We start from the raw sequence: 25,204 nt of genomic DNA, 5'->3' as shown, positions 1-25,204 counted from the left end.
TGTGACTTCAAAGCAAGCGATGAATCGCCCAGAAATACAAATGCGCGAATGGGTATCAAGCGTAATCGTAAAATACAATTTCTGCCCGTTTGCCCGTAAAGAAGTTGAAAGCAATTGCATTCATTATCAAATCAGTCAGTCTATTACGCTTGATGATGCAGTAATGGATATGCTTGAGCAATGTAGCGCGTTAGACCAACAAGCAGAGCGCGAAACCACTTTGTTAATCTTTGAGCAAGGCTTTAAGGATTTTGAAGAGTTCTTAGATTTAGTCGATTTAGCCAATGCGCTTTTAGCTGCGCAAGGCTATGAAGGTAAGTATCAAATAGCCAACTTTCATCCTGACTATGTGTTTGCTGATAGCGATGACAGCGATGCTGCAAACTATACGAATCGTGCACCTTACCCAACACTGCATTTGATCCGCGAAGCCAGTATGAGCGAAGCGTTAGACAGCTACGATGAACCCGAATCTATCCCAGAGCACAACATTAAACTAGCAAGGCGCAAAGGCATCGACTTTTGGCAGCAGCTGCTGCAAAACTGCATAGATAAGCGCTAACACCTACCGGCGTTTAATAGATAAAAAGCCAGCAATGCTGGCTTTTTATTTTTTATAGCTATTAAATTTAGTGAGCTATTTTTTTACCCACTCACCGTTCACTTCAATGTAGTGACCCGGCTTAGTTTTTTCGATAGTTTTTGCCGCAGCAAGGGCTTCAACTTGCGCTAACGAAAGATTATTCTTTTTCGCAAGTTTTAAATATTGCTCTTTACGCTTTGCATTAATTTCATCAACGACCGCTTTTGCTTCGCTGTTATTAACCACTAAACCTAAATAGCCTGAGCTGTCTTCACCCACTAAGCCTTGGCTTTTTGCATCATCAAGGCTGATAGCCCAAGCAGAGAAAGATAAACAAACAGCACTGATCAAGGTGATCACATTTAGTTTTTTAAGTTGTAATTTACGCATGTGTGCTCCTTAGAATAATTCGCTGTCATCACTGAATAAGGTATCAAGTTCTTTATCCACTTTTACGCGGATCTCATGGTCAACTTTTACATTTAAGTTGATTGTAATCGGCTCTTTTGCTGCCACCTCAACACGGTGGGTACAGGCACTCAGCATGCCTACTGCCGTCAGCATTACTAACCACTTAGCCATCATTGCTTCCTTTTTTTGCATACTCTTTCTCAACTTTTTGAGTAATTTCATCACTTAAACGCAGCGCTCTAAGTAAAGTAAATACATTCTCTTCATGATTATAATTAAAGTTCACTGCTTGCTGCTGCGCTTCATTATAACCCTCTAAATTAACACCTAAATGCAACCATCCATCCGGTTTGAGGTTAACACTGCTACGTAGTTTTTTAATATCTAAATTCTCAAGTAAACTCAGCGTGGTACTCAGCTCCTGTTGCTGCGCTTTTACAGCGTCAAAACCCGCATTATTGGTGATCAGTAATTTACCATCACCTTGATTAACTAACTGCCCTTGCTTTACCTCAATGCCCTGTTTACTTATTACTACGGGTAAGGTGCCTGCTAAGCGCCCACTTAAGCTAATCCCTGATTCAGCATCAAGGGTGACCAATTTGCTGGCATCAATGTTTTCAAATTTAACAGTCGCTGTTTGGTTATCACTGAGTGGGCAGTACTTATTCACCACAAATGCCCCGCCCATAACCTGACCAGTTAGATTAGCTGCGCAAGGCTGATTAGCCGTTACCTGCAACTGACCTTGTATATTTTTGACCACGGCACCTGCGCGCAGTTCATTGAGTGTAAATTTAGTCGCTGCAATATTAAGCTGCCCTGAATTAAACGTGCCGTTCAAATTCACTGCAAAATCATTCGCTAGATAATCATTATATAGCGCACTGAATTTACTTATTTGCACGCGCCCTTGTGCTTGTTGAAGATTTACATCCCCTTTTATAATGCCTGAAACGACCCCATCAGTGACGGTAGCAAGCGGCTCAAACTGAGCAATAATCGGGTTTAGTTTGGATACTGCCTGCTCTGGTATCACCAATTCAAATGGGTGAGCAACCTCAGACATATGATGACTAACAAGTGCTTCAAATCCATCTGCAAATACATGATGCGTTGCCTGCAAGGCGCGGCTTTGAAGAGCCTTTGAAACAACTGACAACTTATTTAAGGTGAGCTCTGCTGTTGATAATTTAGCGGCAGTGGTTTTGGCATCAATATCAGCAAATAACTCCCCCACACTGAGATCTGTACTAAGAGTAAGCTCATTGCTAATTTTTGCTGCGTTAATATCATCATAAGTTAATGATTTAACCTTGCTATTGGCTTTAACAACGAGGTGCTGCTGGGCATTATACTCAGCGTTAATTGCGCTGCTAAAATCAGCTATCTGTGCACCCGATATTAGGGCATTTTTAACACTGATATTGGTATTCAGTTTAGCTGTCGGGCTAGTAAATAACTCATCGATATCTAGCTCTCCTTTAGCCCCAATCCCCTCAACCAGAGCGCCATCAGCCTGAAAATCTAAAAATGCAGGTAGTGAATCCAACGACAGTTGAAAATCAGCGCTAACGCTGCTTTCATGCAAATGCGCGTTGAGCTTAAGCTCATCTATATCTTTACTATTAAAATCAATGCTAACTTGGCTATTCAGGGATGTGAGCGGATCCAGCAAAGAAAGGGATGTATTACTGACTGTCACCTCACTTTGCCCTTCTATAGCTTGCAGCTTTATGATTGGGGCTGAAAGATTTTTACCTTCTACACTCACTGGTTTTTCAATGTGTAACTGCCAAGTAAGCGGTAACTGGGCTTCAATAAATGATTGATGCTGTTGATCTGCTATGGTGTTTAAGCAATCTCGGTTTGCGCTAAGCTGATTTTGTAAAGCTGATAAATCCGCGTATAAGTGCTGTTGATTTAATTGATACTTAGCACTCAATTGTCCTTCAGTGTTAAAGCCTAGGTCGCACTGTTCTATTGCATGCTGATAACTTGCATTAATTGAGCTTTCAATTGCAACTGTAATTCCATCAAACTTAATCTGTGACTGAGTGGTAAAATGGCTGCTTGTTGGCAATGTTACGAACCGCTCAGCCACTTGCTCATCAAACGTGATGTTGGCTTTGACTTCATAATTAGATATTACAACGTCAGCATTGAGATCCCGTGAAATCGTAAAATGATTTAGGCGTTTTTCTTGTACCGCCAGCCTAACAGGGGTGTCGGTAAACGGTGAGACTACATCAAGCTGCTCAATGCTTATTAGCGGCCTTTGCTCGGGTAATACCAAGGCAAGCTTTTTAAATTCAGTTTGTGAAGTGTCAGGTTGTTGATTATTAGTCTGATTGCTAATTATAAGATTGGCTCGAGAAACACTAACCTGCTGCTTATTCGCTATAATGCCTGCTAACTCAATTTGCTGTCCTTGGTAGGTTAAGCATAATTTCTCGATATTCAAATCAAGCTGGCTGGTCAATGACCAATCAATGCAGTGAAGCTCAGCGCCATTTTTACTGAGTATAGGCGTTAAGTACCACGATGTCAGTGGTAGCCTGAACAAGTACGCCAACAGCACCATGCTTAGCACGATACCTAGTAACCCTATACACGCTCGCTTAAAACTCAAAAAACTCTCCTTGCTTTTGAACTTACACTTACTAGCAACTAGCGTCATTATAAACAAAAAGGCCACACATGATAGTGCAGCCTTTTTAGTTTAAACGGTTTGTATGAACCTAGCTTGTATAGCTAGGTACATAACTAAGTTCTAGCCAACGTTTTTACGAGCGTTGCGGAACATACGCATCCATGGGCTATCTTCGCGCCACTCATCTGGGTGCCATGAGTTAGCAACCGTACGGAATACACGCTCTGGGTGCGGCATCATCACCGTTGCACGACCGTCAGTAGAAGTAATACCTGTGATACCTTCTGGTGAGCCGTTCGGGTTAGCTGGGTATTGCGTTGTTGGGTTACCGTAGTTATCAACAAACTTCACTGCCACAGTGCCTGACTCAAGCGCAGCTTTAACTGCATCAGCGTTTGCGAACTCAGCATGACCTTCACCATGTGAAACAGCGATAGGCATACGTGAACCAGCCATACCATTAAAGAATACCGATGGGTTTTCTTGTACTTCTACAAGGCTAAAGCGAGCTTCAAAACGCTCTGACTTATTCGTTACGAAACGTGGCCAGTGCTCAGTGCCCGGGATCAATTCTTTCAATGTTGAAAGCATTTGACAGCCATTACACACACCTAAGCTGAATGTATCTTCGCGGTGGAAGAAGCTTTGGAACTGCTCACGCGCCATCTCATTAAATAAGATTGACTTAGCCCAGCCTTCACCTGCGCCTAATACGTCACCGTAAGAGAAACCACCACATGCCACTAAGCCTTTAAATTGCTCAAGTGTTAAACGACCTTCAAGAATGTCGCTCATGTGCACGTCAACCGCAGCAAAGCCTGCACGGTTAAATGCCGCAGCCATTTCTAAGTGAGAGTTAACACCTTGCTCACGTAGAATCGCCATTTTCGGTTTCGCACCAGTTGCAATGTAAGGCGCTGCAACATCTTCGTTTAAGTCAAAGTTTAGTTTTACATTAAGACCAGGGTCTTTGGCGTCAAACTTAGCATCAAACTCTTGCTTAGCACACTCAGGGTTATCACGACGTGCTTGCATTTGGTAAGTTGTTTCTGCCCAAATCGTACGAAGCTCAGTGCGCGTGTGGTTAAGAACCACATCATCACCACGAGTGAATACCACGCGGTCATCATCGTTTAGTGAACCAATTTCATGGCTGATAGCTGCTAAGCCGTGGTCTGCAAGAACAGCTTTCACTGCGCCTAAGTCAGCGTTTGCCACTTGGATAACCGCACCTAACTCTTCATTGTAAAGCGCTTCGATGTCTGAACCTGTTAAGCCAGCAAGGTCAACTGTTACACCTGTGTGACCAGCAAATGCCATTTCAGCGATAGTCGTGAATAAACCACCATCTGAACGGTCATGGTAAGCAAGTAACTTGTTATCAGCAACAAGCGCTTGCATTGCTTCATAGAAACCTTTTAATAGTGCTGGGTTATCAACATCAGGTGTCACATCACCTAGTTGCTTATAAACCTGTGCAAGGCTTGATGCGCCCATACGGTTTTGACCCGCACCTAAATCAACTAATAATAGTGATGACTCACCTTTATCAGTACGTAGCTGTGGCGTTACTGTTTTACGCACATCTTCAACACGACCAAAGGCAGTAATGATCAATGATAATGGTGCAGTAACCGATTTTTGCTCGCCGTTTTCATCCCATTGAGTTTTCATCGACATTGAGTCTTTACCCACAGGAATAGTTAAACCAAGTGCCGGACAAAGCTCTTCACCTACCGCTTTTACAGCTTCGTAAAGACCCGCATCTTCGCCTGGGTGGCCTGCTGCAGCCATCCAGTTTGCAGATAGCTTGATATTTTCAAGGCCACCTATGTTAGCACACGCGATGTTCGTTAGTGACTCAGCCACAGCTAAACGAGCAGAAGCACCGTAGTTTAAAAGTGCAGCTGGTGTACGTTCACCTAATGACATTGCTTCACCGTGGTAAGTATCAAACGCAGCGGCTGTTACCGCACAGTTTGCTACTGGCACCTGCCAAGGACCTACCATTTGGTCACGCGCAACTAAACCCGTTACCGTACGGTCACCAATGGTGATTAAGAATGTTTTCTCAGCAATCGTTGGTAAGCGTAATAAACGCTGTGCAGCGTCTGCAGCATCAATGTTAGCAACGTCTAATGGTTGCGATTGTGCTTTTCTCGATTCAACTTCACGGTGCATTTTTGGTGCTTTACCAAGTAAAACATCAAGCGGAAGATCAACTGGGTTGTTACCGAAGTGGCTATCTTCAACCGTTAAGTGACGCTCTTCTGTTGCTTCACCAATAACAGCATATTCTGCACGTTCACGTTTACAGATTGCTTCGAAGCGCGCGAAGTCTTCTGCTGCAACAGCTAATACGTAACGCTCTTGAGATTCGTTACACCAAATTTCGTGTGGTGCCATACCCGGCTCATCGTTTGGAATGTCACGAAGTTGGAATTTACCACCACGACCACCGTCGTCTACAAGCTCAGGGAATGCGTTAGAAAGACCACCTGCACCCACATCGTGGATGAAAGCGATTGGGTTTGCATCACCTAGCTGCCAACATTTATCGATAACTTCCTGACAACGACGTTCCATTTCTGGGTTTTCACGCTGCACAGATGCAAAGTCTAAGTCTTCGTTTGATTGACCTGATGTCATACTAGAGGCAGCACCACCACCAAGACCGATGTTCATTGCCGGACCACCTAGTGCAATTAGCTTAGCACCGACAGGGATTTCACCTTTTTGAACATGTTCAGAACGAATGTTACCTAAACCACCTGCAAGCATGATTGGCTTGTGGTAACCACGTACTTCTTCACCGTTATGGCTTGATACTTTTTCTTCGTATGTACGGAAGTAACCAAGTAAGTTAGGACGACCAAATTCGTTATTGAATGCCGCGCCACCTAATGGACCTTCAGTCATGATATCCAGTGCATTAACGATACGACCAGGCTTACCAAAATCGGTTTCCCATGGTTGCTCGTAACCAGGAATTCGTAGGTTAGATACAGTGAAACCAACTAAACCAGCTTTAGGCTTAGAACCACGGCCTGTAGCACCTTCATCACGAATTTCACCACCAGAACCTGTTGATGCACCTGAGAATGGCGCAATCGCTGTTGGGTGGTTGTGCGTTTCAACTTTCATCAAGATTTCGATGTTCTCTTGATGGTATGCGTACTCGCCTTCACTATTCGGGAAGAAACGACCCGCTACTGAACCCTTCATTACCGCTGCGTTATCTTTATATGCAGATAGTACGTTTTCAGGGTTTTGCTCGTAAGTGTTTTTGATCATTTTGAACAATGATTTTGGCTGTTCGATGCCATCAATTGTCCAATCAGCGTTAAAGATTTTGTGACGACAATGCTCAGAGTTTGCTTGCGCGAACATGAATAATTCGATGTCGTTCGGGTTACGCCCTAACTTTTGGAAGTTTTCTACCAAGTAATCAATTTCGTCATCTGCAAGCGCAAAACCTTGCTCAACGTTTGCTTTAGCAAGCGCTTCACGGCCACCACCTAAAATGTCAACTGATGACATTGGACGCGGCTCATCGTGACGGAATAATTTAGCTGCATCAGCCATATCCGCGTGCGTTGCTTCAGTCATACGGTCATGTAATAACGCTGCAACTTCAGCTGTTTGCTCAGCTGATAAATTACCTTCTACGTAGTATGCAATACCACGCTCAACACGGTGAACTTGGCTTAAGCCACAGTTATGTGCGATGTCAGTTGCTTTTGATGCCCAAGGCGAGATAGTACCTGGACGCGGCGTTACAAGAATTAACGTGCCAGCAGGGGTATGCTCAGCAATTGTTGGACCATAAGTAAGCAGTTTTTCCAGCTTGGTTTGCTCATCAGCTGAAAGCTCGGCTGTAAGATCAGCAAAATGCATGAACTCAGCATAAACGTCAGTGACTGGAAGTTGTGCCTGTTGGCAACGCGCTAAAATTTTCTGAACTCTAAAATCGGAAAGTGCTGGTGCACCACGAAGGATCAACATAGGTATTTTCATCCGGGGTTAGGGATTGAACGATATTTTAGGCGCATATTATAGTGCAAATAACGTCTAGATTTAACTCAAAATTACGCTTTTATTTAAATAATCTTCATAACCGCTTTTATGGTTGCAACAATTAACTATCTTAGTCGTCTTTATTTCTCTGCAGGTACTTGTTCTGTATGACTTATCTACCAGCTGCCTTGTTATAGTTATTAATTTTTAAATAGATAACTAAAACTATTCGCCAAGTGACGTGGCTTAGAAGTTTTGTTATAACACTAAGGTAATGGTTTAAGGGGCATTTATAATCTATGCAAAAGTTACTCGCTATTTTTAGTTTAGTGCTCATGTTATGTGCGTGTGATATGCAACAGCAACCGTCGCAACTTGCTCATATCAAGGCACAGAACAAAATTAGAGTAGGCACATTAGCTGGCGCGAGTAACTACTATCAGGCTCCACAAGGTGTGCAAGGCTTTGAATATGAGCTTGCCCAAGAGTTTGCTGACTATGTTGGTGTAGAGCTCGAGATGGTGCCTTTTTTTAATCTATCCGATATGTTTGCACGCTTAGAAAGTGGCGATTTAGATATTATAGCTTCAGGTCTTACCTATAATACGATTCGGGCAGAGCATTATCGATTTGGCCCAACCTACCGAACAATTAGCCAAAAGTTAGTTTATAAACAAGGCCGTACTCGCCCTCGAGAGTTTGAGGATTTAACTGGTAACCTCACTGTTTTAGCCAAAAGCAGCCACTCGTTGGCACTACAGCAATTAAAACAACTGCATCCTGAACTTAGCTGGAACGAAACAGAAGACATGGATGAAGAAGAGCTTCTGCAAGCAGTTATCGACGGTGAAATTGATTACACTCTAGCAGATTCACACACCTTATCGCTGTTTCGCCGCTATCACCCAAATTTGAGTATCGGCTTTTCGGTTACCCGTAACGACCCTATCGCTTGGTTACTAAGAAAAGATGGTGACGACTCTTTATATGCCTTGATGGTACCATTTTTTGGCGACGTGAAAAAAAGCAACCAGCTTTATGTTTTAGAGGAAAAATACTTCGGCCATGTTCGTCAGTTTAACTATGTGAATACCCTTGCTTATATCGAAGCAATAAAAGACACCTTACCTAAATACCAACCTTGGTTTGAGCAATACGCAGGTAACATAGACTGGCGATTACTGGCAGCTTTGAGTTATCAAGAATCAATGTGGAACCCAAGGGCTAAGTCACCAACCGGTGTACGTGGCATAATGATGCTAACCCAAGCAACAGCAAAACAGGTCGGCGTAACAAATCGACTAGAGCCTGAGCAAAATATTAAAGGCGGTGCGCAGTATCTTGCCAAAGTGATTTCTTGGATCCCTGAACGCATTCCGCAGCCCGACAGAACCTGGTTTGCCTTAGCCTCTTACAATGTTGGCTGGGGACACGTCAACGACGCACGTATTATTACCGAGCAAGAAGGTGCAAGCCCCGATAAGTGGGCTGATGTTAAAAAGCGCTTACCGCTTTTAATTAAAAAGCGTTACTATCGAAAAACCAAATATGGTTATGCCCGTGGCGATGTTGCAGTAAAATACGTTGATAACATCCGTCGCTATTACGACGCACTGGTTTGGCTTGATGAAAATGATGCGATTGCTAACCCAAGCGAAGAAGAACAAAGCACTGAAGAAGCTCAACCTGAAGCTCAACCTGAAGCGCAAGCGAGCGAACCAAAGCCAAATGACAACACGCAACAAACCAACTCAGAGCAGCAAGAATTAGAAAACAACTAACTTCAAGCACCGAAATCTGTTTACTTGTCATCAAATGATCATTATCTTTTAGTAGAAATGGAATGGACCATGCCATGCTTTACTCTCACTTAAGGAGCACTCATGTTAAAAAGAAGACGCACGACACATAAGTTCAAGCGTAATGTTATTTACTCAACGGCGACCCGCCGTCGTATCATGCTACGTAATACACACAAAAAAGTTATTTGGCGTCGCCGCTTATTTGCGATGCAGTTAATGGAAGCACAAGTTCCTGCAACGCCGGTTGTATAACTAGGCGTTGCGAGCAGCCTGCTTTGCCGCCTTTTTCTCTTCTCTACGGCGCTTAAAAAACGCTGAAATTACCGCCCCACACTGCTCACTCAGTACATCACCGGTTACTTCAACTTGATGATTAAGCCTAGGCTCTTGCAGTAGATTCATAATTGATCCTGCCGATCCCGTTTTGGCATCTTTAGCACCAAACACCAGTCGCTTAATGCGGCTATGTACCAACAGACCTGCGCACATAGAACAAGGTTCTAACGTTACATACAAAGTGCAATCGATTAATCGGTAGTTATTAAGTACTTTACCTGCTTCGCGGATTGCCATCATTTCAGCATGAGCGGATGGGTCATTATCAATAATTGAGCGGTTATAACCATAGGAGATCAGTTGATTGTCTTTTACCAGCACAGCACCAACCGGAATTTCATTAATAGCAGCCGCTTCATTAGCGTAGTTTAATGCTTTTTCCATCCAATATTGGTCGCTAAATTGTTCGCTCATATATCACACAAATATTGTAAAACTGTGAGTAATTATACCTAGTTAGTGAAAAATGTCGGCAATAAATACTGCTACACTTAAAAATTAACGCAAAATTTAGTGGCTTTTTCATGGCTCAATGGACCCATATTGCGCTATAATCTCGCGCTTTTTTTATTTAGCTTACAACACGGGTAGCAAATGAAATTTCCTGGACGCCGCAGGCATAAACATTATTTTCCGGTGGAAGCCAAAGATCCACTGACGAATCAACTTAACTCAACCGACCGACTACAACGTAGTTATGTTACGGGTATCGACCAAATTGTGGTAGATATTGAAGCGAAAGTTGATCAAGCTTTCCTAGATGAATTTCAATTGCGCAGTGGCATGTCGCAAGTGATCGATAACGATATTACCAACGCGCTATACGACAGACTAAAACTCGACAATATGATCGATTATGAGTTTGCCGGTGGTACGGTAGGTAACACCATGCACAACTACTCTACCCTAGCTGACGACCGTTCAGTGTTGTTAGGGGTAATGAGTGAAAATATCAAAATCGGCAGCTATGCATACCGTTTTTTATGTAACACCTCCAGCCGCGTTGACCTTGACTACCTTCAGCCTGTAGATGGCCCTATTGGTCGTTGTTTTACCTTAATTGACGAGACCGGTGAGCGTACCTTCGCAATCAGCGCGGGGCTTATGAATCACCTTCGCCCTGAATCAATCGATCAGGCACTTATTGAGAATTCATCAGCACTAGTGATCAGCGCATACCTAATGCGTACTCAAGGTGATGAAACCATGACAGAAGCGACCATGCAGGCAGTAAAATATGCCAATGATGCAGGTGTCCCTGTGGTTTTAACCCTTGGTACTAAGTTCCTAATTGAACAAGACCCTGCTTGGTGGGCTGACTTTGTAAAAGAGCATGTTGATATTCTTGCTATGAACGAAGAGGAAGGCCTTGCGATTACCGGCTTTGAAGATCCGCTTCTAGCTGCCGACAAAGCGCTTGATTGGACTGATTTAGTTATTTGTACAGCTGGCGAAAAAGGCTTGTTTATGGCTGGTTACGTAGACGACTCATTCAAGCGTGAAACAGAATACCCACTATTACCAGGCGCGATTGCTGACTTTAACCGTTATGAATTTTCGCGCGCAATGCGTAAAGACGACTGCCAAAACCCTATTCGTGCGTACAGCCATACAGCACCGTTTATGGGCGGCCCAGATAGTATTAAAAATACCAATGGCGCAGGCGATTGTGCTCTGGCTGCGGTACTGCATGACCTATCAGCAAACGTTTACCACAAACTTAATGTGGCAAACTCAGCGAAGCATCAGCAACCTGCTATGACCTACTCATCGCTTGCACAAATTAGTAAATACGCTAACCGTGCAAGTTATGAAGTACTTGTTCAGCACTCGCCACGTTTATCTCGTGGCTTACCTGAACGTGAAGATTGTTTAGAGCAAGTTTACTGGGATCAGTAACAGCAACTAAAAAATCGAAATATCCAGTTTCTGGGATAAACGCTCAAGAGCCGCTATCCCAGCTACTGAGTTACCATACGAGTTAAGTCTTGGCGCCCACACAGCCACAGTAAATTGATTCGGTAACACAGCTAAAATAGTACCCGACACCCCAGACTTACCCGGCATACCAACACGGTAGCCAAAATCCCCTGCAGCATCGTATAAACCACTGGTAAACAGTAACGAGTTTAACTGCTTATTTTGCCTTGCACTGAGTACTTCTTGGCCATTGGCATCTTTACCTTGGTTTGCTAAGTAATTGTAAGCTTTTGCTAATTCTACGCAGTTTAACTCTATGGCACAGAAGTTAAAGTAAGCCCATAACACATCATCAACTTCATTATTAAAGTTGCCGAATGACTTCATTAGATGCCCCATCGCGGCGTTGCGATGACGAAACTCATATTCAGAATTTGCCACTTTCTTATCAATAACAACCTGAGCATTTCCTGATAACTGACGAAATGACTCAAGCATAGAGTGCATCGGCGCAGATAAGCGGCTATATAACGCGTCACAGGTGACAATCGCGCCGGCATTAATAAATGGGTTGCGTGGTATGCCCTGTTCAAACTCAAGCTGTGTAAGTGAGTTAAAAGCGGTGCCTGAAGGCTCTTTACCGACTCGTTGCCACAGCTCATCACCATAACGCTGAAGTGCTAAAGTTAAGGTCATTACTTTCGAAACAGATTGAATTGTAAAACGCGCACTACAATCACCCGCGCAATAGGTTTGCCCATCTACTGTATGAATAGCAATGGCAAACTGGTTTGGCTCAACCTCTGCAAGCGCAGGAATATAATCAGCAACCTTACCTTGGCTCAGTAATGGTTGAACTTCTTTTGTGATTTCATCTAATACATGTTGATAATCAATCTGTGACATACCGCGTCCTTTAAAACAAAAAGCCCCGCATTTGCGAGGCTTTGTAGTCTACTAAAGATGGTTTGCTATAGCGATTGCTATTAGCTCATCGCTGATTGCAGTTTTTTCATTGCTGTTTTTTCTAGCTGGCGAACACGCTCTGCTGAAACGTTATATTTCTCAGCAAGCTCTTGTAATGTTGCTTTATCGTCAGCTAACCAACGTGCACTTACGATGTCTTGAGAACGTTCATCAAGGGTTTTTAACGCGCTAAATAAACGTGCATGAGACTGTTCTTGCCATTGCTGCTCTTCGATATCATCAGCAAGGTCAGCACTGCCATCTGTTAAATACTGTACTGGCGAGTATGTACTTGTCGGTGCTTCGTCATTGTCGTCGCCCGTTAAGTCAAAGCCCATATCTTGGCCACTCATACGTGATTCCATCTCACGTACTTCTTTTTCACTTACACCTAGCTCATTAGCAACTGTGCTAACCTCAGCTTGGTTAAACCAACCTAAACGCTTTTTGTTTTTACGTAGGTTGAAGAATAATTTACGTTGCGCTTTTGTAGTTGCAACTTTCACGATACGCCAGTTTTTCAGTACGTATTCATGAATTTCAGCTTTGATCCAGTGTACTGCGAATGAAACTAAGCGAACACCTACACTTGGGTCGAAACGTTTTACCGCTTTCATCAGACCAATGTTACCTTCCTGAATTAAATCAGCTTGCGGTAAGCCATAACCTGAATAGCTTTTCGCAATATGAGCAACAAAGCGTAGATGCGACATAATGAGTTGCTTCGCAGCTTCAAGATCACCTTCTTCCTGAAGACGTGTCGCCAACTGCTTTTCTTTCTCTGCATCAAGCATAGGAATAGTGCTAACCGCTTGAAGGTAGCCGTCCATACTTGCGCTCTGTTGACCTGCAGTAAGTGCCATTGCGTATAAATCTTTACTCATTTTTCACCTCAGTGATAAACATTTGAAACCATCTTAGCACTCTTTAAGCGAGAGTGCTAACTTCAATTAAAAACTTTTTTAAAGTTCAAATCAAGTGGTTTTTGCATCTATTTTTAGTCTACGCTAACACGCTGAATAAGCGATGAATTCTAGCTTGGAGTGATATTTTGATAAATTAACAGCGACTACTATTTATCGCTAAAAGAGCAGTGTAACAACGAATTGTTACACTTTATCGGGTTCAATTTCTTTTATGTAGCGGTTAACTGATAAGTATGAACCAACAAACCCTAAGCCTGTTGCAAGAGCGACTAAAATACCAAACTCTGTGAGTGTTAAACCAATTAAGTCAAAGCTGGTTTCATAAACACCCGCAACATCACTTACAGCAGCACCAAGCCACCACATCATTAACGCAACACAAATAAAAGAGAACAAACCACCAATAATACCGTACCAAATCCCTGTCCATAAAAATGGCGCATGAATAAAGGTGTTTGTCGCCCCAACTAACTTCATCACTTGAATTTCATCTTTCTTATCCATGATTGATAAGCGGATAGTATTTCCAATGATAAGGGTGACGGAGGTTAATAATAGTAGAGCAATGGTGATCACGCTTTCTTTTAATAAACTTAAAAGTGCATTTAATCGCTCAAGCCAAGCAATATCGAGTTTACCAAAATCAACTTCTCTTTCGCCTTCAAGTTTTTGCAGTAATTGTTTTGCCGTATTTGGCTGACGGTATCGTGCTGTCGGTGTAACAATCACAACATCAGGTAACGGGTTTGCATCTAAATATTCAAGTGCTTGGCCAAATCCTGATACTTGTTTAAATTCAGTGAGGGCATCGCCTTTTGATATAAACTCCACTTTATCTACTTCAGGGTAGAGTGCTAAACGCTTAACCAAGGTTTGCGTTTGCTGTTCGCTCATAGTTTCTTTTACGAACAACGAGATCTCTGCGGCATCTTCAAAGCCACTGCTCACTTGCGAGACATTTTTAACCACTAAATAAAGCGTCGCTGGCAGTGTTAGGCTTAATCCCAATACCGCAATGGTCATCAATGAGGCTAAAGGCGTTCGCCACATTTCACCGAGGCTGTGCACACCTTGGCGAATAAGGTTAATAAAGAAGAAATAAGGCGCTGCTAAAAATGACTTCTTCTGACGTTCGTTTTGGCTGTTGCGGCTTTTAAACAATAAACTCATAGTGCCCCCTCAGCTAACGGATCGTCAATCATACGGCCATCTTTCAGTGTTAAACTGCGATAACGCATACGTGCAATTAAACCAATGTCATGGGTTGCAATGAGTACGGTTGTACCATGATTATTAAAGTCTTCGAATAAACGTAAAATGTCCATCGAAAGTTCAGGGTCTAAGTTACCGGTTGGCTCATCGGCGAGCAAAATAGGCGGAGAATTGACAATAGCGCGGGCAATACCAACACGCTGCTGCTCACCACCTGATAAGGTTGCTGGATTACACTTAGCTTTATCAAGTAACCCTACTTTATCAAGCGCACCGTGAACACGTTTAGCTATTTGCTTATGGTGCGTACCTTCAATGATTAAAGGTAAGGCAACATTATCAAACACTGAGTAACGTTCTAGTAAACGGTGATTCTGAAAGATGATACCAATATCGCGGCGCACATAAGGGATCTGACGCGATTTAACAGCATTTAAATCAACACCATTAATAAGCACCTGCCCGGCTGATGGACGCTCCATCAAGCTGATAAGTTTCAATAGTGTACTTTTACCTGCCCCACTGTGCCCGGTTAAAAAGGCCAGTTCGCCAGGCTTAATATGAAAGCTGACTTTTTCAAGGGCACGATGGCCACCTGGATATGTTTTACTGACTTGCTGAAAATTTATCATTTTAGTTATCAATCATCTTGCAGCGAAAAAGGGAGCAAGCTCCCTTTAGTTAATTATGCGTCATCCTCGTCTTGGCTAAATAGTGCATCAATAAAGTCACTACTATTAAAGGTACGTAAATCATCAATACCTTCACCAACACCAATGTAACGAATTGGGATATTAAATTTATCTGCAACGGCGAAAATCACACCACCTTTAGCGGTACCATCTAGTTTAGATAAAGTAATACCCGTTAAACCAACACATTCATTAAATAATTTAACTTGGCTAATTGCGTTTTGACCTGTACCTGCATCAATAGTTAGCATAACTTCATGCGGCGCATCTGGGTCAATTTTCTTCATTACACGGGCAATTTTCTCAAGCTCTTGCATTAGGTTATCTTTATTTTGCAAGCGACCTGCTGTATCGGCGATTAACACATCAGCATTACGAGCCTTTGCAGCCTGAAATGCATCAAATACCACTGACGCACTGTCTGCACCTGTATGCTGAGCAATCACTGGGATGCTATTACGCTCACCCCATACTTGCAGCTGCTCAACCGCTGCAGCGCGGAACGTATCACCGGCAGCAAGCATCACTGACTTACCTTCGTTTTGGAACTGCTTAGCTAATTTACCAATCGTGGTGGTTTTACCTACACCATTTACACCCACCATTAAGATAACAAATGGCTTTTTGTCACCACTTACAACCAGCGGCTGCTCGGCGGTTTTAAGCATACTAGCCATTTCTTGCTTCATTAACTCATATAAAGCATCGCCATCTTTTAACTGTTTACGATCAGCGGCATCGGTTAGGTTATCAATCAACTTCATTGTTGTATCAACACCTAAATCGGCTGTTAGTAATTGTGTTTCTAGTTCTTCAAATAACTCATCGTCAATTTTCTTACCACTAAAAATAGACGCAAAGCCAGAACCAATATTAACGCGAGTTTTTAATAGACCTTTTTTCAGGCGTGCGAAGAAACCTTCTTTCTTTGGTTTTTCAGCAGCGGCTTGAGCAGCTTTCTCTTGCTCTAAACGCTCAGCTTCCGCTTTCTCTGCAGCAATGCGTTCTTGCTCTAAGCGCTCCGCTTCTGCCTTCTCTGCCGCGATACGTTCTTGCTCTAAGCGCTCCGCCTCTGCCTTTTCTGCAGCAATGCGCTCTTGTTCTAAACGTTCAGCTTCTGCCTTTTCTGCCGCGATACGTTCTTGTTCTAAGCGCTCCGCCTCTGCCTTTTCTGCAGCAATGCGTTCTTGTTCTATGCGTTCTGCCTCGGCCTTTTCTGCTGCGATACGTTCTTGTTCTAAACGTTCAGCTTCTGCCTTTTCTGCGGCGATACGTTCTTGTTCTAAGCGCTCCGCCTCTGCCTTTTCTGCAGCAATACGTTCTTGCTCTAGACGATCCGCTTCTGCTTTTTCTGCTGCGATACGTTCTTGCTCTAAGCGAGCAGCTTCTTCCTTTTCTGCCGCGATACTCTCTTGTTCTAAACGTTCCGCTTCTGCCTTTTCTGCCGCAATACGTTCTTGCTCTAGACGTTCTGCCTCGGCCTTCTTTGCAGCAACATGCTCGGCTTCACGCTGCGCCTGTTCTGCTGCAGCACGCTCTTGCTCTAATTTCATTGCAGCTTCTTGCTCAGCAAGACGAGCTTGTTGTTCTTGACGTTGCTGTTCTGCCGCTTGCTGTTCTTGAGCTAAACGTTCAGCTTCTGCTTGTTCTGCAGCAATGCGCTCTTGCTCTAAACGCTCCGCTTCTGCACTTTCAGCAGCGATACGCTCTTGTTCTAAACGTTCAGCCTCTGCCTTTTCTGCAGCGATTCGCTCTTGCTCTAAGCGTTCTGCCTCTGCCTTTTCTGCAGCAATGCGTGCTTGTTCTAAACGTTCAGCTTCTGCCTTTTCGGCTTCAATTCGCTGTTGTTCTTCTATTTGCTTCTGGTTATCAGCCTCTTTTACTGCTTGCTCTGCTTGTTGCTTATCTGATTTGCCAAAACCAAACCAAGACAGGAATTTACTTTTTTTTGCCATACTTGCTAATAACCACTTATAAAAATCTGATAAACTTACATGAATAATAGTTTGGTGACAGTTCAGCTTTTTAGCCAAACATAAACAGGTACCATCTATCGCTAAGGTCGCAATACTATCACTTTTAGCGCAGTAGAAAAATGACACGCTAGCTATTGCATACAATATTATCTGAGCTAGTGGTCAGTTACCAATGATTAGTGAGTTAAATGAGAAAAAAATCAACAGCTAACCGCCAAGCAAAAGCAGCGAACAATAAATCAGCAAATGGTTTTATTCGTATTATTAGTGGGCAATTTCGCGGTAGAAAATTACCCGTAAAAGATGTGCAAGGCTTGCGCCCAACCACAGACCGAATAAAAGAAACTGTATTTAACTGGCTAATGCAAGATACCCGAGGCGCAGCGGTACTCGATTGTTTTGCCGGTTCCGGCGGTTTAGGTTTTGAGGCGTTATCGCGCTTTGCTGATCATGCTGTGTTTTTCGAACTAGATAAAGGCGCCGCTAGCCAACTAAAAGAAAACATTAGCACCCTTAAATTGGATAATGCCGCCGTAAAACAAGGCAATAGCCTTTCATTATTGGAACAAAACACGCAAAACGAACAATTTGATCTAATTTTTGTTGACCCGCCATTTCGACAAAACTTGGCTGAAAAAAGTTGTTTTTTACTCGAAAAAAATAGCTGGTTATCTGCCCAAGCACTTATATATGTTGAGGTCGAAAGCGAACTAAGCGACCTAGACACCCCAGATAACTGGATGCTTTTAAAAGAAAAAGCTGCCGGACAAGTAATTTGTCGACTATATCAACGCGAGACAAATTAACTCTGTTTTGCAAACCTAGTTTCTGTTAATATTATTCTTTACATGTGGTGTTGCTTCGGATTACAATACCGCACCATTTTTGAACCACTTGGTCGTTATTCGATCAACTTGAGCAACGCTCATTATTTAGGTAGGTGAATTTTTAATGCCAGTAATTAAAGTAAGAGAGAACGAACCGTTTGACGTAGCACTTCGTCGCTTCAAGCGTTCATGTGAAAAAGCAGGTATCCTTTCAGAAGTTCGTCGTCGCGAGCACTATGAAAAACCAACAGCTGAGCGTAAGCGTAAAAAAGCTGCTGCAGTAAAGCGTCACATGAAGAAGCTTTCTCGCGATAACGCACGTCGCGTTAAATTATACTAATCAGTATTTGGTCTTGTATAAATGAGCCTTTTATTAACGCTAAAAGATGCGCAAAAAGATGCGATGAAGGCAAAAGACAAAGAACGTCTTAAGCCTATCCGCATGGTACTTGCTGCAATCAAGCAACGTGAGATTGACGAGCAAATTACGCTTGACGACGACGGTATTACCGCTGTTTTAGTAAAGCTTGTTAAGCAACGTCGCGATTCTTACACCCAGTACATTGATGCGGGTCGTGAAGATTTAGCTGAAATTGAAGCCAGTGAGATTAAAGCACTTGAAGAATTCTTACCTCAACAATTGAGTGAAGAAGAAATCATTGCTCTTATTGACTCGGCTATAGCTGATACAAACGCAGCGGGTATGCAAGACATGGGTAAGGTAATGGGAGTTATCAAAAGCAAAGCTGAAGGTCGTGCCGATTTAGGTAAGATTTCTGGCTTAATCAAGCAACGATTAACTGCCTAACCCCCACATACAGATGTATGATTCAAGCAAACCGAGCCTAGTGCTCGGTTTCTTGCTTTTAGTCTTTCATAAACACAGTAATTGTGTTCAAATCTTATTTTACAACGCATAGATAGCGCAGGAAAATACAACAGCTATGGCCGGAAAAATCCCTCGACAGTTTATTGATGATTTACTCGCTCGCACAGATATTGTTGAGTTAATTGATTCGAGAGTTGGCCTTAAAAAAGCAGGTAAAGACTACCAAGCCTGTTGCCCATTCCATAACGAAAAATCACCTTCATTTACCGTTTCTCAAGATAAACAGTTTTACCACTGCTTTGGTTGTGGTGCCAATGGCAATGCAATTTCGTTTGTTATGGAATACGACAAATTAGAGTTCGTTGATGCTATTGAAGAATTAGCGAGTATGCTCAATTTAGACGTACCTCGCGAACAAGGCACAAGCTCAGGCCCGCAACGCACTGCAGAACAAAAGCGCTCTGATTACGATTTAATGTTACATGCGGCTCGCTTTTATCAGCATCAGTTAAAGCATCATGCCAACTCAAAAGCCGTTATCGACTATATCAAGGGTCGTGGTTTAAGTGGTGAAACAGCGAAAAAGTTCATGATTGGTTATGCGCCTAGTGAATGGGAAGCGCTATGCCAACAACTTGGCCGCAATAAAGAACAAAAAGAACAGCTTGTAGAACTAAAACTAGCCTCTGAAAAATCGCCTGGTCGTCAATTTGACTTCTTCCGTGATCGACTCATGTTCCCTATTCGTGATAAACGCGGTCGGGTGATTGCCTTTGGTGGCCGTGTTATGCAAGCGGATCAAGGTCCTAAATACCTTAACTCACCAGAAACCCGTATTTTCCATAAAGGCTTTGAGCTTTATGGTTTATACGAAGCCAAGCAAGCACATAAAAAGCTTGAACATATTTTAATTGTTGAAGGTTATATGGATGTTGTTGCTTTAGCTGAGCAAGGCATCGAATATGCCGTTGCCGCCCTTGGCACAGCAACAACCGCAGAGCATATGCACACTTTATTTAGAACCACAGATAAAGTGATTTGCTGCTACGACGGTGACCGTGCAGGTCGCGATGCAGCTTGGCGTGCACTAGAAAATGCACTGCCTTATCTTGGTGATGGTAAGTCGTTGAAGTTTGTGTTTTTACCAGATGGTGAAGACCCTGATTCACTGGTACAACAAGAAGGTAAAGACGCTTTTGAAGCTAGGTTAAGCGAAGCGGATGATTTTACTAAGGTGCTGTTTAATAAGCTCAGCCAAGAGATAGACCTTACTCAAGACGCAGGTAAAGCAAAGCTCCTTAGTGATGCCCTGCCGCTAATTGAAAAAATCCCTAGTGACTTTTACCAAGAAAATATTTTGGAACATCTTGGCCGCTTAATTGGTCGGACAAGAGAGCAATTAAATAATCGCGTTAAGTCGCCAAAGCAACAGCATGCGATTGAGCGTAAATTTAAAATAACGCCGATGCGTCAAGCGATTGGTATTTTATTGCAACACCCAAATTTGGCGACCAGCATTGCTTATATGCCAGAATTAGCTGAGATGAAAATAGCCGGTATTGAGCTATTTTTACGCATTCAGCACTTAGCACTAGAACGTGAAGGTATCACGACGGCACAAATTTTAGAGTCATTTAGGGATGGCGCTGAATATGACGCGTTAGTGAAACTAGCAACTTGGCAGCACCAAATAAATGACGATCGTTTAGAGACGGTTTTTAAAAATACTTTTAAATTTATTGAAGACCAGTGTTTAAATTATCGACTAGAGACCCTATTAATAAAAGACAAGACCCAAGGCTTAAGCAGCGAAGAAAGGCTAGAATGCCACTTACTGACGCAAGCGTTAAAAGGCAGCAACAGCTAGTCAGAATTGAATAATGCTGTTATACTGTGCTATTCACTGCGTCTAGTTAGTTTTCGTGTCGCTTAATTAGTAAGCGAGCTGGCGCCTGTTGTATCAACTTTCAGAGTGGAAGAATAAATCTCTATGGATCCAACTCCTCAGTCACAATTAAAGCTTCTGATTCAAAAAGGTAAAGAGCAAGGTTATTTAACTTTTGCAGAAGTTAATGATCACCTTCCACAAGACATTATCGACTCAGATCAGGTAGAAGATATCATTAGCATGATTAATGATATGGGTATCAAGGTAAGTGAAAACGCACCTGATGCCGATGAATTAATGATGCAAGAAACAACGACAGACGAAGACGCAGCAGAAGCCGCGGCAGCTGCACTTGCGACTGTAGAAAAAGAGATCGGTCGAACAACTGACCCTGTACGTATGTATATGCGTGAAATGGGTACTGTTGAACTTCTTACGCGTGAAGGCGAAATCGTAATCGCTAAGCGTATTGAGGAAGGTATTAACCAAGTACAGATTTCAGTTGCTGAATACCCTGAAGCAATTACTTATCTACTAGAGCAATGGGACAAGTTCGAAGCTGAAGAAATGCGCTTGAGCGACATTATCTCTGGTTTCTTTGATCCTAATAATGAAGAAGAATCACAAATCTCTGCAACACACATCGGTTCTGAGTTAAACGAAGAGCAACTCGATGAAGAAGACGACGAAGACGATGATGACGAAGATAGTGATGATGATAGCGATGATGATAGCGATGGCGACACAGGTCCGGATCCTGAAGAAGCTCGTATTCACTTCGAAAACTTACGTGAGCTTTATAACAAAGCACGCGAAACGTTCGAAGAAAAAGGTCGCTCGCACCCTGATTCACTTGAAGCTATTGCAGAAATAGGCGAACTATTTAAAACCTTTAAATTAGTGCCAAAACAGTTTGACCGTATGGTTAACAACATGCGTGAAATGATGGACCGCGTTCGTGTACAAGAACGTATCATCATGAAACAAGCTGTACAAATTGCTAAGTTACCGAAAAAGAGCTTTATCAAGCACTTTGCAAATAACGAAACTGACACAAGCTGGATTGACCTTGAGATTGCTGCTAACGAGAAATACTCAGTAGCACTTGAAACAGTTAAACCAGAAATCATTCGTTGCATCAGCAAACTAAGTGCAATTGAAGAAAGCACGGGTCTTAGCATCGAACGAATTAAAGATATCAACCGTCGTATGAGTATTGGTGAAGCAAAAGCTCGCCGTGCGAAGAAAGAAATGGTTGAAGCGAACTTACGTCTTGTAATTTCAATTGCGAAAAAATACACCAACCGTGGTTTACAGTTCTTAGACCTTATCCAAGAAGGTAATATTGGTCTAATGAAAGCGGTTGATAAGTTCGAATACCGCCGTGGTTATAAGTTCTCAACTTATGCAACATGGTGGATCCGTCAAGCAATCACGCGTTCGATTGCTGACCAAGCACGTACCATCCGTATTCCTGTGCACATGATTGAGACGATCAACAAGTTAAACCGTATCTCTCGTCAAATGCTACAAGAGATGGGTCGTGAGCCGAGCCCAGAAGAATTAGCTGAGCGTATGTTAATGCCTGAAGACAAGATCCGTAAGGTACTTAAGATCGCTAAAGAGCCAATTTCAATGGAAACACCAATCGGTGATGATGAAGATTCGCACTTAGGTGACTTCATTGAAGATACCACTATCGACTCACCTATTGATTCTGCAACCATGGAATCACTACGTGGCGCAACAAACGATGTACTAGCGGGCTTAACAGCACGTGAAGCTAAAGTACTACGTATGCGTTTCGGTATCGACATGAACACTGACCATACATTAGAAGAAGTAGGTAAACAATTTGACGTAACACGTGAGCGTATTCGTCAAATCGAAGCGAAAGCGTTACGTAAATTACGTCACCCTTCTCGCTCTGACTTACTGAAAAGCTTCTTAGATGCTAAGTAATTTAGTATCGCGTTATTAACTAAAAGGCCGCTGTTGCGGCCTTTTTTCTATTCGAGAGATATTCATGGCTTGGATCCAAATTCGCATCAACGCAAATGCAGACAACGCAGAATTAATCAGCGACTTACTCATGGACACTGGCAGTGCGTCAGTCACCTATGTTGATGCCAAAGATACCCCTATTTATGAGCCAAAACTTGGTACTGTGCAGTTATGGGCTGATACCACTGTGATTGGCCTGTATGACGCTAACCATGATATGGACAGCGTAGTAGCAACATTAAATGCTGAAGCAACACTCGCCGATAAGCTCGTTTATAAAATTGAACAGCTTGAAGATAAAGATTGGGAGCGTGAGTGGATGGATAACTTCCACCCTATTCAATTTGGTGAGCGCCTATGGATCTGTCCAAGTTGGCGCGATATTCCAGATCCTGATGCTGTTAATGTATTGCTCGACCCTGGCCTTGCTTTTGGCACAGGTACCCATGCAACCACTGCCCTTTGCTTAAAGTGGCTAGAAAGCCAAGATTTAACAGGTAAAACTGTGGTCGACTTTGGTTGTGGCTCGGGCATTTTAGGAATTGCGGCGATCAAACTCGGCGCAGAGCGTATGATCGGTATCGATATAGATCCTCAAGCCCTTGAAGCAAGCCGCGATAATGCAAAACGTAATGGCGTTGCAGATAAACTTGAAGTCTATTTACCTGAAGATCAGCCAGAGTTTACAGCTGATATTGTGGTTGCAAACATCTTAGCTCAACCACTTCGCGAACTACATGAAGTGATTTTAGGCCTTTTAAAACCGAATGGTAAAATTGCTATGTCAGGTATTTTAGAAGAACAAGCTCAGTCTGTAGCCGATGTTTATGCCCCGTTTTTAGCACTTGATGACGTGGCTGTTGAGGGTGAATGGACCCGAGTGAGCGGCATCAAGAAAGCCTAAATAGCACTAGAGTATTTACTCAAACATAATAGGTAAAGCCAGTATTTAACAGGCTTTACCTTATTTTTACAGTTAGTAGTTTCTCACTTTTTTGTGAGTAAAATTTTTTCTGTTCAAATATCAAACAAATCAACCAGCCCGTCAAACTGTTATCAAAAGTCAATACGAAAAGAGCAAAAAAAAGTCACTTTTGTTCAATTTATAGCCTTTGATTTTTGCTAAAAAAGCCGTAAACTTAGCGCCCCTTGAAAAGAGGCCAATTGAATAACAGTGCGTATCGGTTCATACCAACTTGAGAACAATGTAATTGTCGCGCCAATGGCAGGCATTACAGACAGACCATTCAGACAACTTTGCCGTCGCTTAGGTGCGGGCCTTGCTGTTTCTGAAATGCTCTCGTCAAACCCGAAAGTATGGAAAACCGAAAAATCGATGAACCGTATGGATCACAGCGGTGAGTCGGGAATTCGTTCGGTGCAAATCGCCGGAGCCGATCCTGAGCTTATGGCACAGGCAGCACAATTCAATGTCAGCAATGGTGCACAGATCATAGATATCAATATGGGGTGCCCAGCTAAAAAAGTGAATAAGAAACTCGCAGGCTCTGCCTTATTACAGTTTCCTGAATTAGTACAAGAGATACTCGATGCCGTTGTTAATGCTGTCGATGTCCCTGTCACTTTAAAAATCCGTACCGGATGGGATCAGGATAACCGTAATGGTGTCGAGATTGCGAGAATAGCTGAACGTTATGGCATTGCCTCACTGGCAGTACACGGGCGAACGCGCGCATGTATGTATAAAGGTGAAGCAGAGTACGCCACAATTAGGGATATTAAACGTTCAGTGTCTATCCCTGTCGTTGCCAATGGTGATATTACTTCACCAGAAAAAGCAAAGCAGGTTTTGGATTATACGGGTGCAGATGCCATTATGATTGGTCGAGCCGCCCAAGGTCGCCCTTGGATTTTTAGGGAGATAGACCACTATTTGCGAACTGGAGAACATTTGCCAGCACCTGAAATTGCAGAGGTGCGTAGCATTTTGATGGAGCATTTAGACAATCTTCATCAGTTTTACGGGGAGCCAATGGGAGCGCGTATCGCTCGAAAGCATGTATCTTGGTATTTGCAAACCCATGACAGTGACGGTCAGTTTAGGCGAGTATTTAATGCGTTAGATAACCCACAGGCACAAGTCGACGCATTAGAAGAATACTTTAAAACACTAGCAGCTAACTAAGAAAGAAAGAGACATA

21 protein-coding genes are annotated in these 25,204 nt (G+C 42.9%); 11 read left to right on the top strand and 10 right to left on the bottom strand.

What is annotated here, in order from left to right; all coding sequences use genetic code 11:
• Positions 1 to 19: 19 nt before the first annotated feature.
• A complete protein-coding gene (locus ABMY41_RS05265) occupies positions 20 to 562 on the top strand; it encodes a DUF1415 domain-containing protein (RefSeq protein WP_287246107.1) in 543 nt (180 codons plus the stop codon).
• A 75-nt stretch (positions 563 to 637) separates the two neighbouring features.
• Here ABMY41_RS05265 and ABMY41_RS05260 read toward each other — a convergent pair whose 3' ends face one another.
• From ABMY41_RS05260 to purL, 4 genes are all read right to left on the bottom strand, one after another.
• Entirely contained in the window at positions 638 to 973 is a 336-nt protein-coding gene (locus ABMY41_RS05260; protein ID WP_054551056.1) for a YdbL family protein, read from the bottom strand.
• Between the two features lie 9 nt (positions 974 to 982).
• Positions 983 to 1,165: a YnbE family lipoprotein gene (locus ABMY41_RS05255; RefSeq protein ID WP_054551055.1), complete on the bottom strand. Its 183-nt coding sequence runs from the start codon at positions 1,163 to 1,165 to the stop codon at positions 983 to 985.
• The gene (locus ABMY41_RS05250; RefSeq protein ID WP_349274296.1) at positions 1,158 to 3,626 is read right to left on the bottom strand and encodes a YdbH domain-containing protein; all 2,469 of its coding nucleotides are present in this window, start codon (positions 3,624 to 3,626) and stop codon (positions 1,158 to 1,160) included. The genes ABMY41_RS05255 and ABMY41_RS05250 overlap by 8 nt, the downstream gene beginning before the upstream one ends.
• A 141-nt stretch (positions 3,627 to 3,767) precedes the next feature.
• Positions 3,768 to 7,652: a phosphoribosylformylglycinamidine synthase gene (gene purL, locus ABMY41_RS05245; protein ID WP_289096961.1), complete on the bottom strand. Its 3,885-nt coding sequence runs from the start codon at positions 7,650 to 7,652 to the stop codon at positions 3,768 to 3,770.
• A gap of 311 nt (positions 7,653 to 7,963) precedes the next feature.
• On the opposite strand from purL, the gene mltF reads away from it, so the two are divergent.
• Both mltF and ABMY41_RS05235 read left to right on the top strand, forming a co-directional pair.
• A complete protein-coding gene (mltF, locus tag ABMY41_RS05240) occupies positions 7,964 to 9,445 on the top strand; it encodes a membrane-bound lytic murein transglycosylase MltF (protein ID WP_175078467.1) in 1,482 nt (493 codons plus the stop codon).
• Between the two features lie 102 nt (positions 9,446 to 9,547).
• Positions 9,548 to 9,718: a hypothetical protein gene (locus ABMY41_RS05235; RefSeq protein WP_165385080.1), complete on the top strand. Its 171-nt coding sequence runs from the start codon at positions 9,548 to 9,550 to the stop codon at positions 9,716 to 9,718.
• Here the strand turns inward: ABMY41_RS05235 and tadA are convergent, their stop codons facing one another.
• On the bottom strand, positions 9,719 to 10,216 hold the full coding sequence (gene tadA, locus ABMY41_RS05230) for a tRNA adenosine(34) deaminase TadA (RefSeq protein ID WP_175082457.1): 498 nt from the start codon (positions 10,214 to 10,216) through the stop codon (positions 9,719 to 9,721).
• 180 nt (positions 10,217 to 10,396) lie between these two features.
• Between tadA and ABMY41_RS05225 the strand changes: the two genes are divergently transcribed.
• Entirely contained in the window at positions 10,397 to 11,701 is a 1,305-nt protein-coding gene (locus ABMY41_RS05225; RefSeq protein ID WP_349274295.1) for an inosine/guanosine kinase, read from the top strand.
• 6 nt (positions 11,702 to 11,707) lie between these two features.
• On the opposite strand, the gene glsB is transcribed toward ABMY41_RS05225, so the two are convergent.
• From glsB to ftsY, 5 genes are all read right to left on the bottom strand, one after another.
• Positions 11,708 to 12,628 (bottom strand): glutaminase B, encoded by a 921-nt coding sequence (gene glsB / locus ABMY41_RS05220; protein ID WP_054560977.1) that lies wholly within the window; start codon positions 12,626 to 12,628, stop codon positions 11,708 to 11,710.
• An 80-nt stretch (positions 12,629 to 12,708) separates the two neighbouring features.
• Complete coding sequence (gene rpoH / locus ABMY41_RS05215; RefSeq protein ID WP_349274294.1) at positions 12,709 to 13,572, bottom strand: RNA polymerase sigma factor RpoH; 864 nt, start codon at positions 13,570 to 13,572, stop codon at positions 12,709 to 12,711.
• A gap of 225 nt (positions 13,573 to 13,797) precedes the next feature.
• A complete protein-coding gene (gene ftsX, locus ABMY41_RS05210; protein WP_054551047.1) occupies positions 13,798 to 14,784 on the bottom strand; it encodes a permease-like cell division protein FtsX in 987 nt (328 codons plus the stop codon).
• Positions 14,781 to 15,458, bottom strand: coding sequence for a cell division ATP-binding protein FtsE (ftsE, locus tag ABMY41_RS05205; protein ID WP_054560978.1), 678 nt, complete (start codon positions 15,456 to 15,458; stop codon positions 14,781 to 14,783). Before ftsE ends, ftsX begins: the two co-directional genes overlap by 4 nt.
• 53 nt (positions 15,459 to 15,511) lie before the next feature.
• Entirely contained in the window at positions 15,512 to 17,473 is a 1,962-nt protein-coding gene (ftsY, locus tag ABMY41_RS05200) for a signal recognition particle-docking protein FtsY (protein WP_349274312.1), read from the bottom strand.
• Positions 17,474 to 17,682: 209 nt separating this feature from the next.
• Here ftsY and rsmD point away from each other — a divergent pair, with 209 nt between their 5' ends.
• From rsmD to dusB, 7 genes are all read left to right on the top strand, one after another.
• Entirely contained in the window at positions 17,683 to 18,300 is a 618-nt protein-coding gene (gene rsmD, locus ABMY41_RS05195; RefSeq protein WP_175082459.1) for a 16S rRNA (guanine(966)-N(2))-methyltransferase RsmD, read from the top strand.
• A 145-nt stretch (positions 18,301 to 18,445) separates the two neighbouring features.
• Complete coding sequence (rpsU, locus tag ABMY41_RS05190; RefSeq protein WP_002957797.1) at positions 18,446 to 18,661, top strand: 30S ribosomal protein S21; 216 nt, start codon at positions 18,446 to 18,448, stop codon at positions 18,659 to 18,661.
• A gap of 21 nt (positions 18,662 to 18,682) precedes the next feature.
• A complete protein-coding gene (locus tag ABMY41_RS05185; RefSeq protein WP_054551044.1) occupies positions 18,683 to 19,129 on the top strand; it encodes a GatB/YqeY domain-containing protein in 447 nt (148 codons plus the stop codon).
• 136 nt (positions 19,130 to 19,265) lie between these two features.
• The gene (gene dnaG, locus ABMY41_RS05180; protein WP_175082460.1) at positions 19,266 to 21,017 is read left to right on the top strand and encodes a DNA primase; all 1,752 of its coding nucleotides are present in this window, start codon (positions 19,266 to 19,268) and stop codon (positions 21,015 to 21,017) included.
• A gap of 123 nt (positions 21,018 to 21,140) precedes the next feature.
• Positions 21,141 to 23,000, top strand: coding sequence for an RNA polymerase sigma factor RpoD (gene rpoD, locus ABMY41_RS05175; protein ID WP_175078471.1), 1,860 nt, complete (start codon positions 21,141 to 21,143; stop codon positions 22,998 to 23,000).
• Positions 23,001 to 23,064: 64 nt separating this feature from the next.
• Positions 23,065 to 23,946, top strand: a complete 882-nt coding sequence (gene prmA / locus ABMY41_RS05170; RefSeq protein ID WP_055020740.1) for a 50S ribosomal protein L11 methyltransferase — start codon at positions 23,065 to 23,067, stop codon at positions 23,944 to 23,946.
• 270 nt (positions 23,947 to 24,216) lie between these two features.
• The gene (gene dusB / locus ABMY41_RS05165) at positions 24,217 to 25,188 is read left to right on the top strand and encodes a tRNA dihydrouridine synthase DusB (protein WP_054551040.1); all 972 of its coding nucleotides are present in this window, start codon (positions 24,217 to 24,219) and stop codon (positions 25,186 to 25,188) included.
• Positions 25,189 to 25,204: the final 16 nt, after the last annotated feature.

The sequence above is a fragment of the Pseudoalteromonas sp. BZA4 genome, assembly GCF_040104395.1.
In the GTDB taxonomy this organism is placed as follows: Bacteria; Pseudomonadota; Gammaproteobacteria; order Enterobacterales; family Alteromonadaceae; genus Pseudoalteromonas.
The sequence above is the reverse complement of the archived record's forward strand: the minus strand, read 5'-3'. Positions and strand labels throughout refer to the sequence as shown.

Excerpts from the sequence above, each read along its gene's own strand:
- ABMY41_RS05265 (WP_287246107.1), top strand. The coding sequence starts at position 20 with ATGAATCGCCCAGAAATACAAATGCGCGAATGGGTATCAAGCGTAATC.
- ABMY41_RS05260 (WP_054551056.1), bottom strand. The coding sequence starts at position 973 with ATGCGTAAATTACAACTTAAAAAACTAAATGTGATCACCTTGATCAGT.
- ABMY41_RS05255 (WP_054551055.1), bottom strand. The coding sequence starts at position 1,165 with ATGGCTAAGTGGTTAGTAATGCTGACGGCAGTAGGCATGCTGAGTGCC.
- purL (WP_289096961.1), bottom strand. The coding sequence starts at position 7,652 with ATGTTGATCCTTCGTGGTGCACCAGCACTTTCCGATTTTAGAGTTCAG.
- mltF (WP_175078467.1), top strand. The coding sequence starts at position 7,964 with ATGCAAAAGTTACTCGCTATTTTTAGTTTAGTGCTCATGTTATGTGCG.
- ABMY41_RS05235 (WP_165385080.1), top strand. The coding sequence starts at position 9,548 with ATGTTAAAAAGAAGACGCACGACACATAAGTTCAAGCGTAATGTTATT.
- tadA (WP_175082457.1), bottom strand. The coding sequence starts at position 10,216 with ATGAGCGAACAATTTAGCGACCAATATTGGATGGAAAAAGCATTAAAC.
- ABMY41_RS05225 (WP_349274295.1), top strand. The coding sequence starts at position 10,397 with ATGAAATTTCCTGGACGCCGCAGGCATAAACATTATTTTCCGGTGGAA.
- glsB (WP_054560977.1), bottom strand. The coding sequence starts at position 12,628 with ATGTCACAGATTGATTATCAACATGTATTAGATGAAATCACAAAAGAA.
- rpoH (WP_349274294.1), bottom strand. The coding sequence starts at position 13,572 with ATGAGTAAAGATTTATACGCAATGGCACTTACTGCAGGTCAACAGAGC.
- ftsX (WP_054551047.1), bottom strand. The coding sequence starts at position 14,784 with ATGAGTTTATTGTTTAAAAGCCGCAACAGCCAAAACGAACGTCAGAAG.
- ftsE (WP_054560978.1), bottom strand. The coding sequence starts at position 15,458 with ATGATAAATTTTCAGCAAGTCAGTAAAACATATCCAGGTGGCCATCGT.
- ftsY (WP_349274312.1), bottom strand. The coding sequence starts at position 17,473 with ATGGCAAAAAAAAGTAAATTCCTGTCTTGGTTTGGTTTTGGCAAATCA.
- rsmD (WP_175082459.1), top strand. The coding sequence starts at position 17,683 with ATGAGAAAAAAATCAACAGCTAACCGCCAAGCAAAAGCAGCGAACAAT.
- rpsU (WP_002957797.1), top strand. The coding sequence starts at position 18,446 with ATGCCAGTAATTAAAGTAAGAGAGAACGAACCGTTTGACGTAGCACTT.
- ABMY41_RS05185 (WP_054551044.1), top strand. The coding sequence starts at position 18,683 with ATGAGCCTTTTATTAACGCTAAAAGATGCGCAAAAAGATGCGATGAAG.
- dnaG (WP_175082460.1), top strand. The coding sequence starts at position 19,266 with ATGGCCGGAAAAATCCCTCGACAGTTTATTGATGATTTACTCGCTCGC.
- rpoD (WP_175078471.1), top strand. The coding sequence starts at position 21,141 with ATGGATCCAACTCCTCAGTCACAATTAAAGCTTCTGATTCAAAAAGGT.
- prmA (WP_055020740.1), top strand. The coding sequence starts at position 23,065 with ATGGCTTGGATCCAAATTCGCATCAACGCAAATGCAGACAACGCAGAA.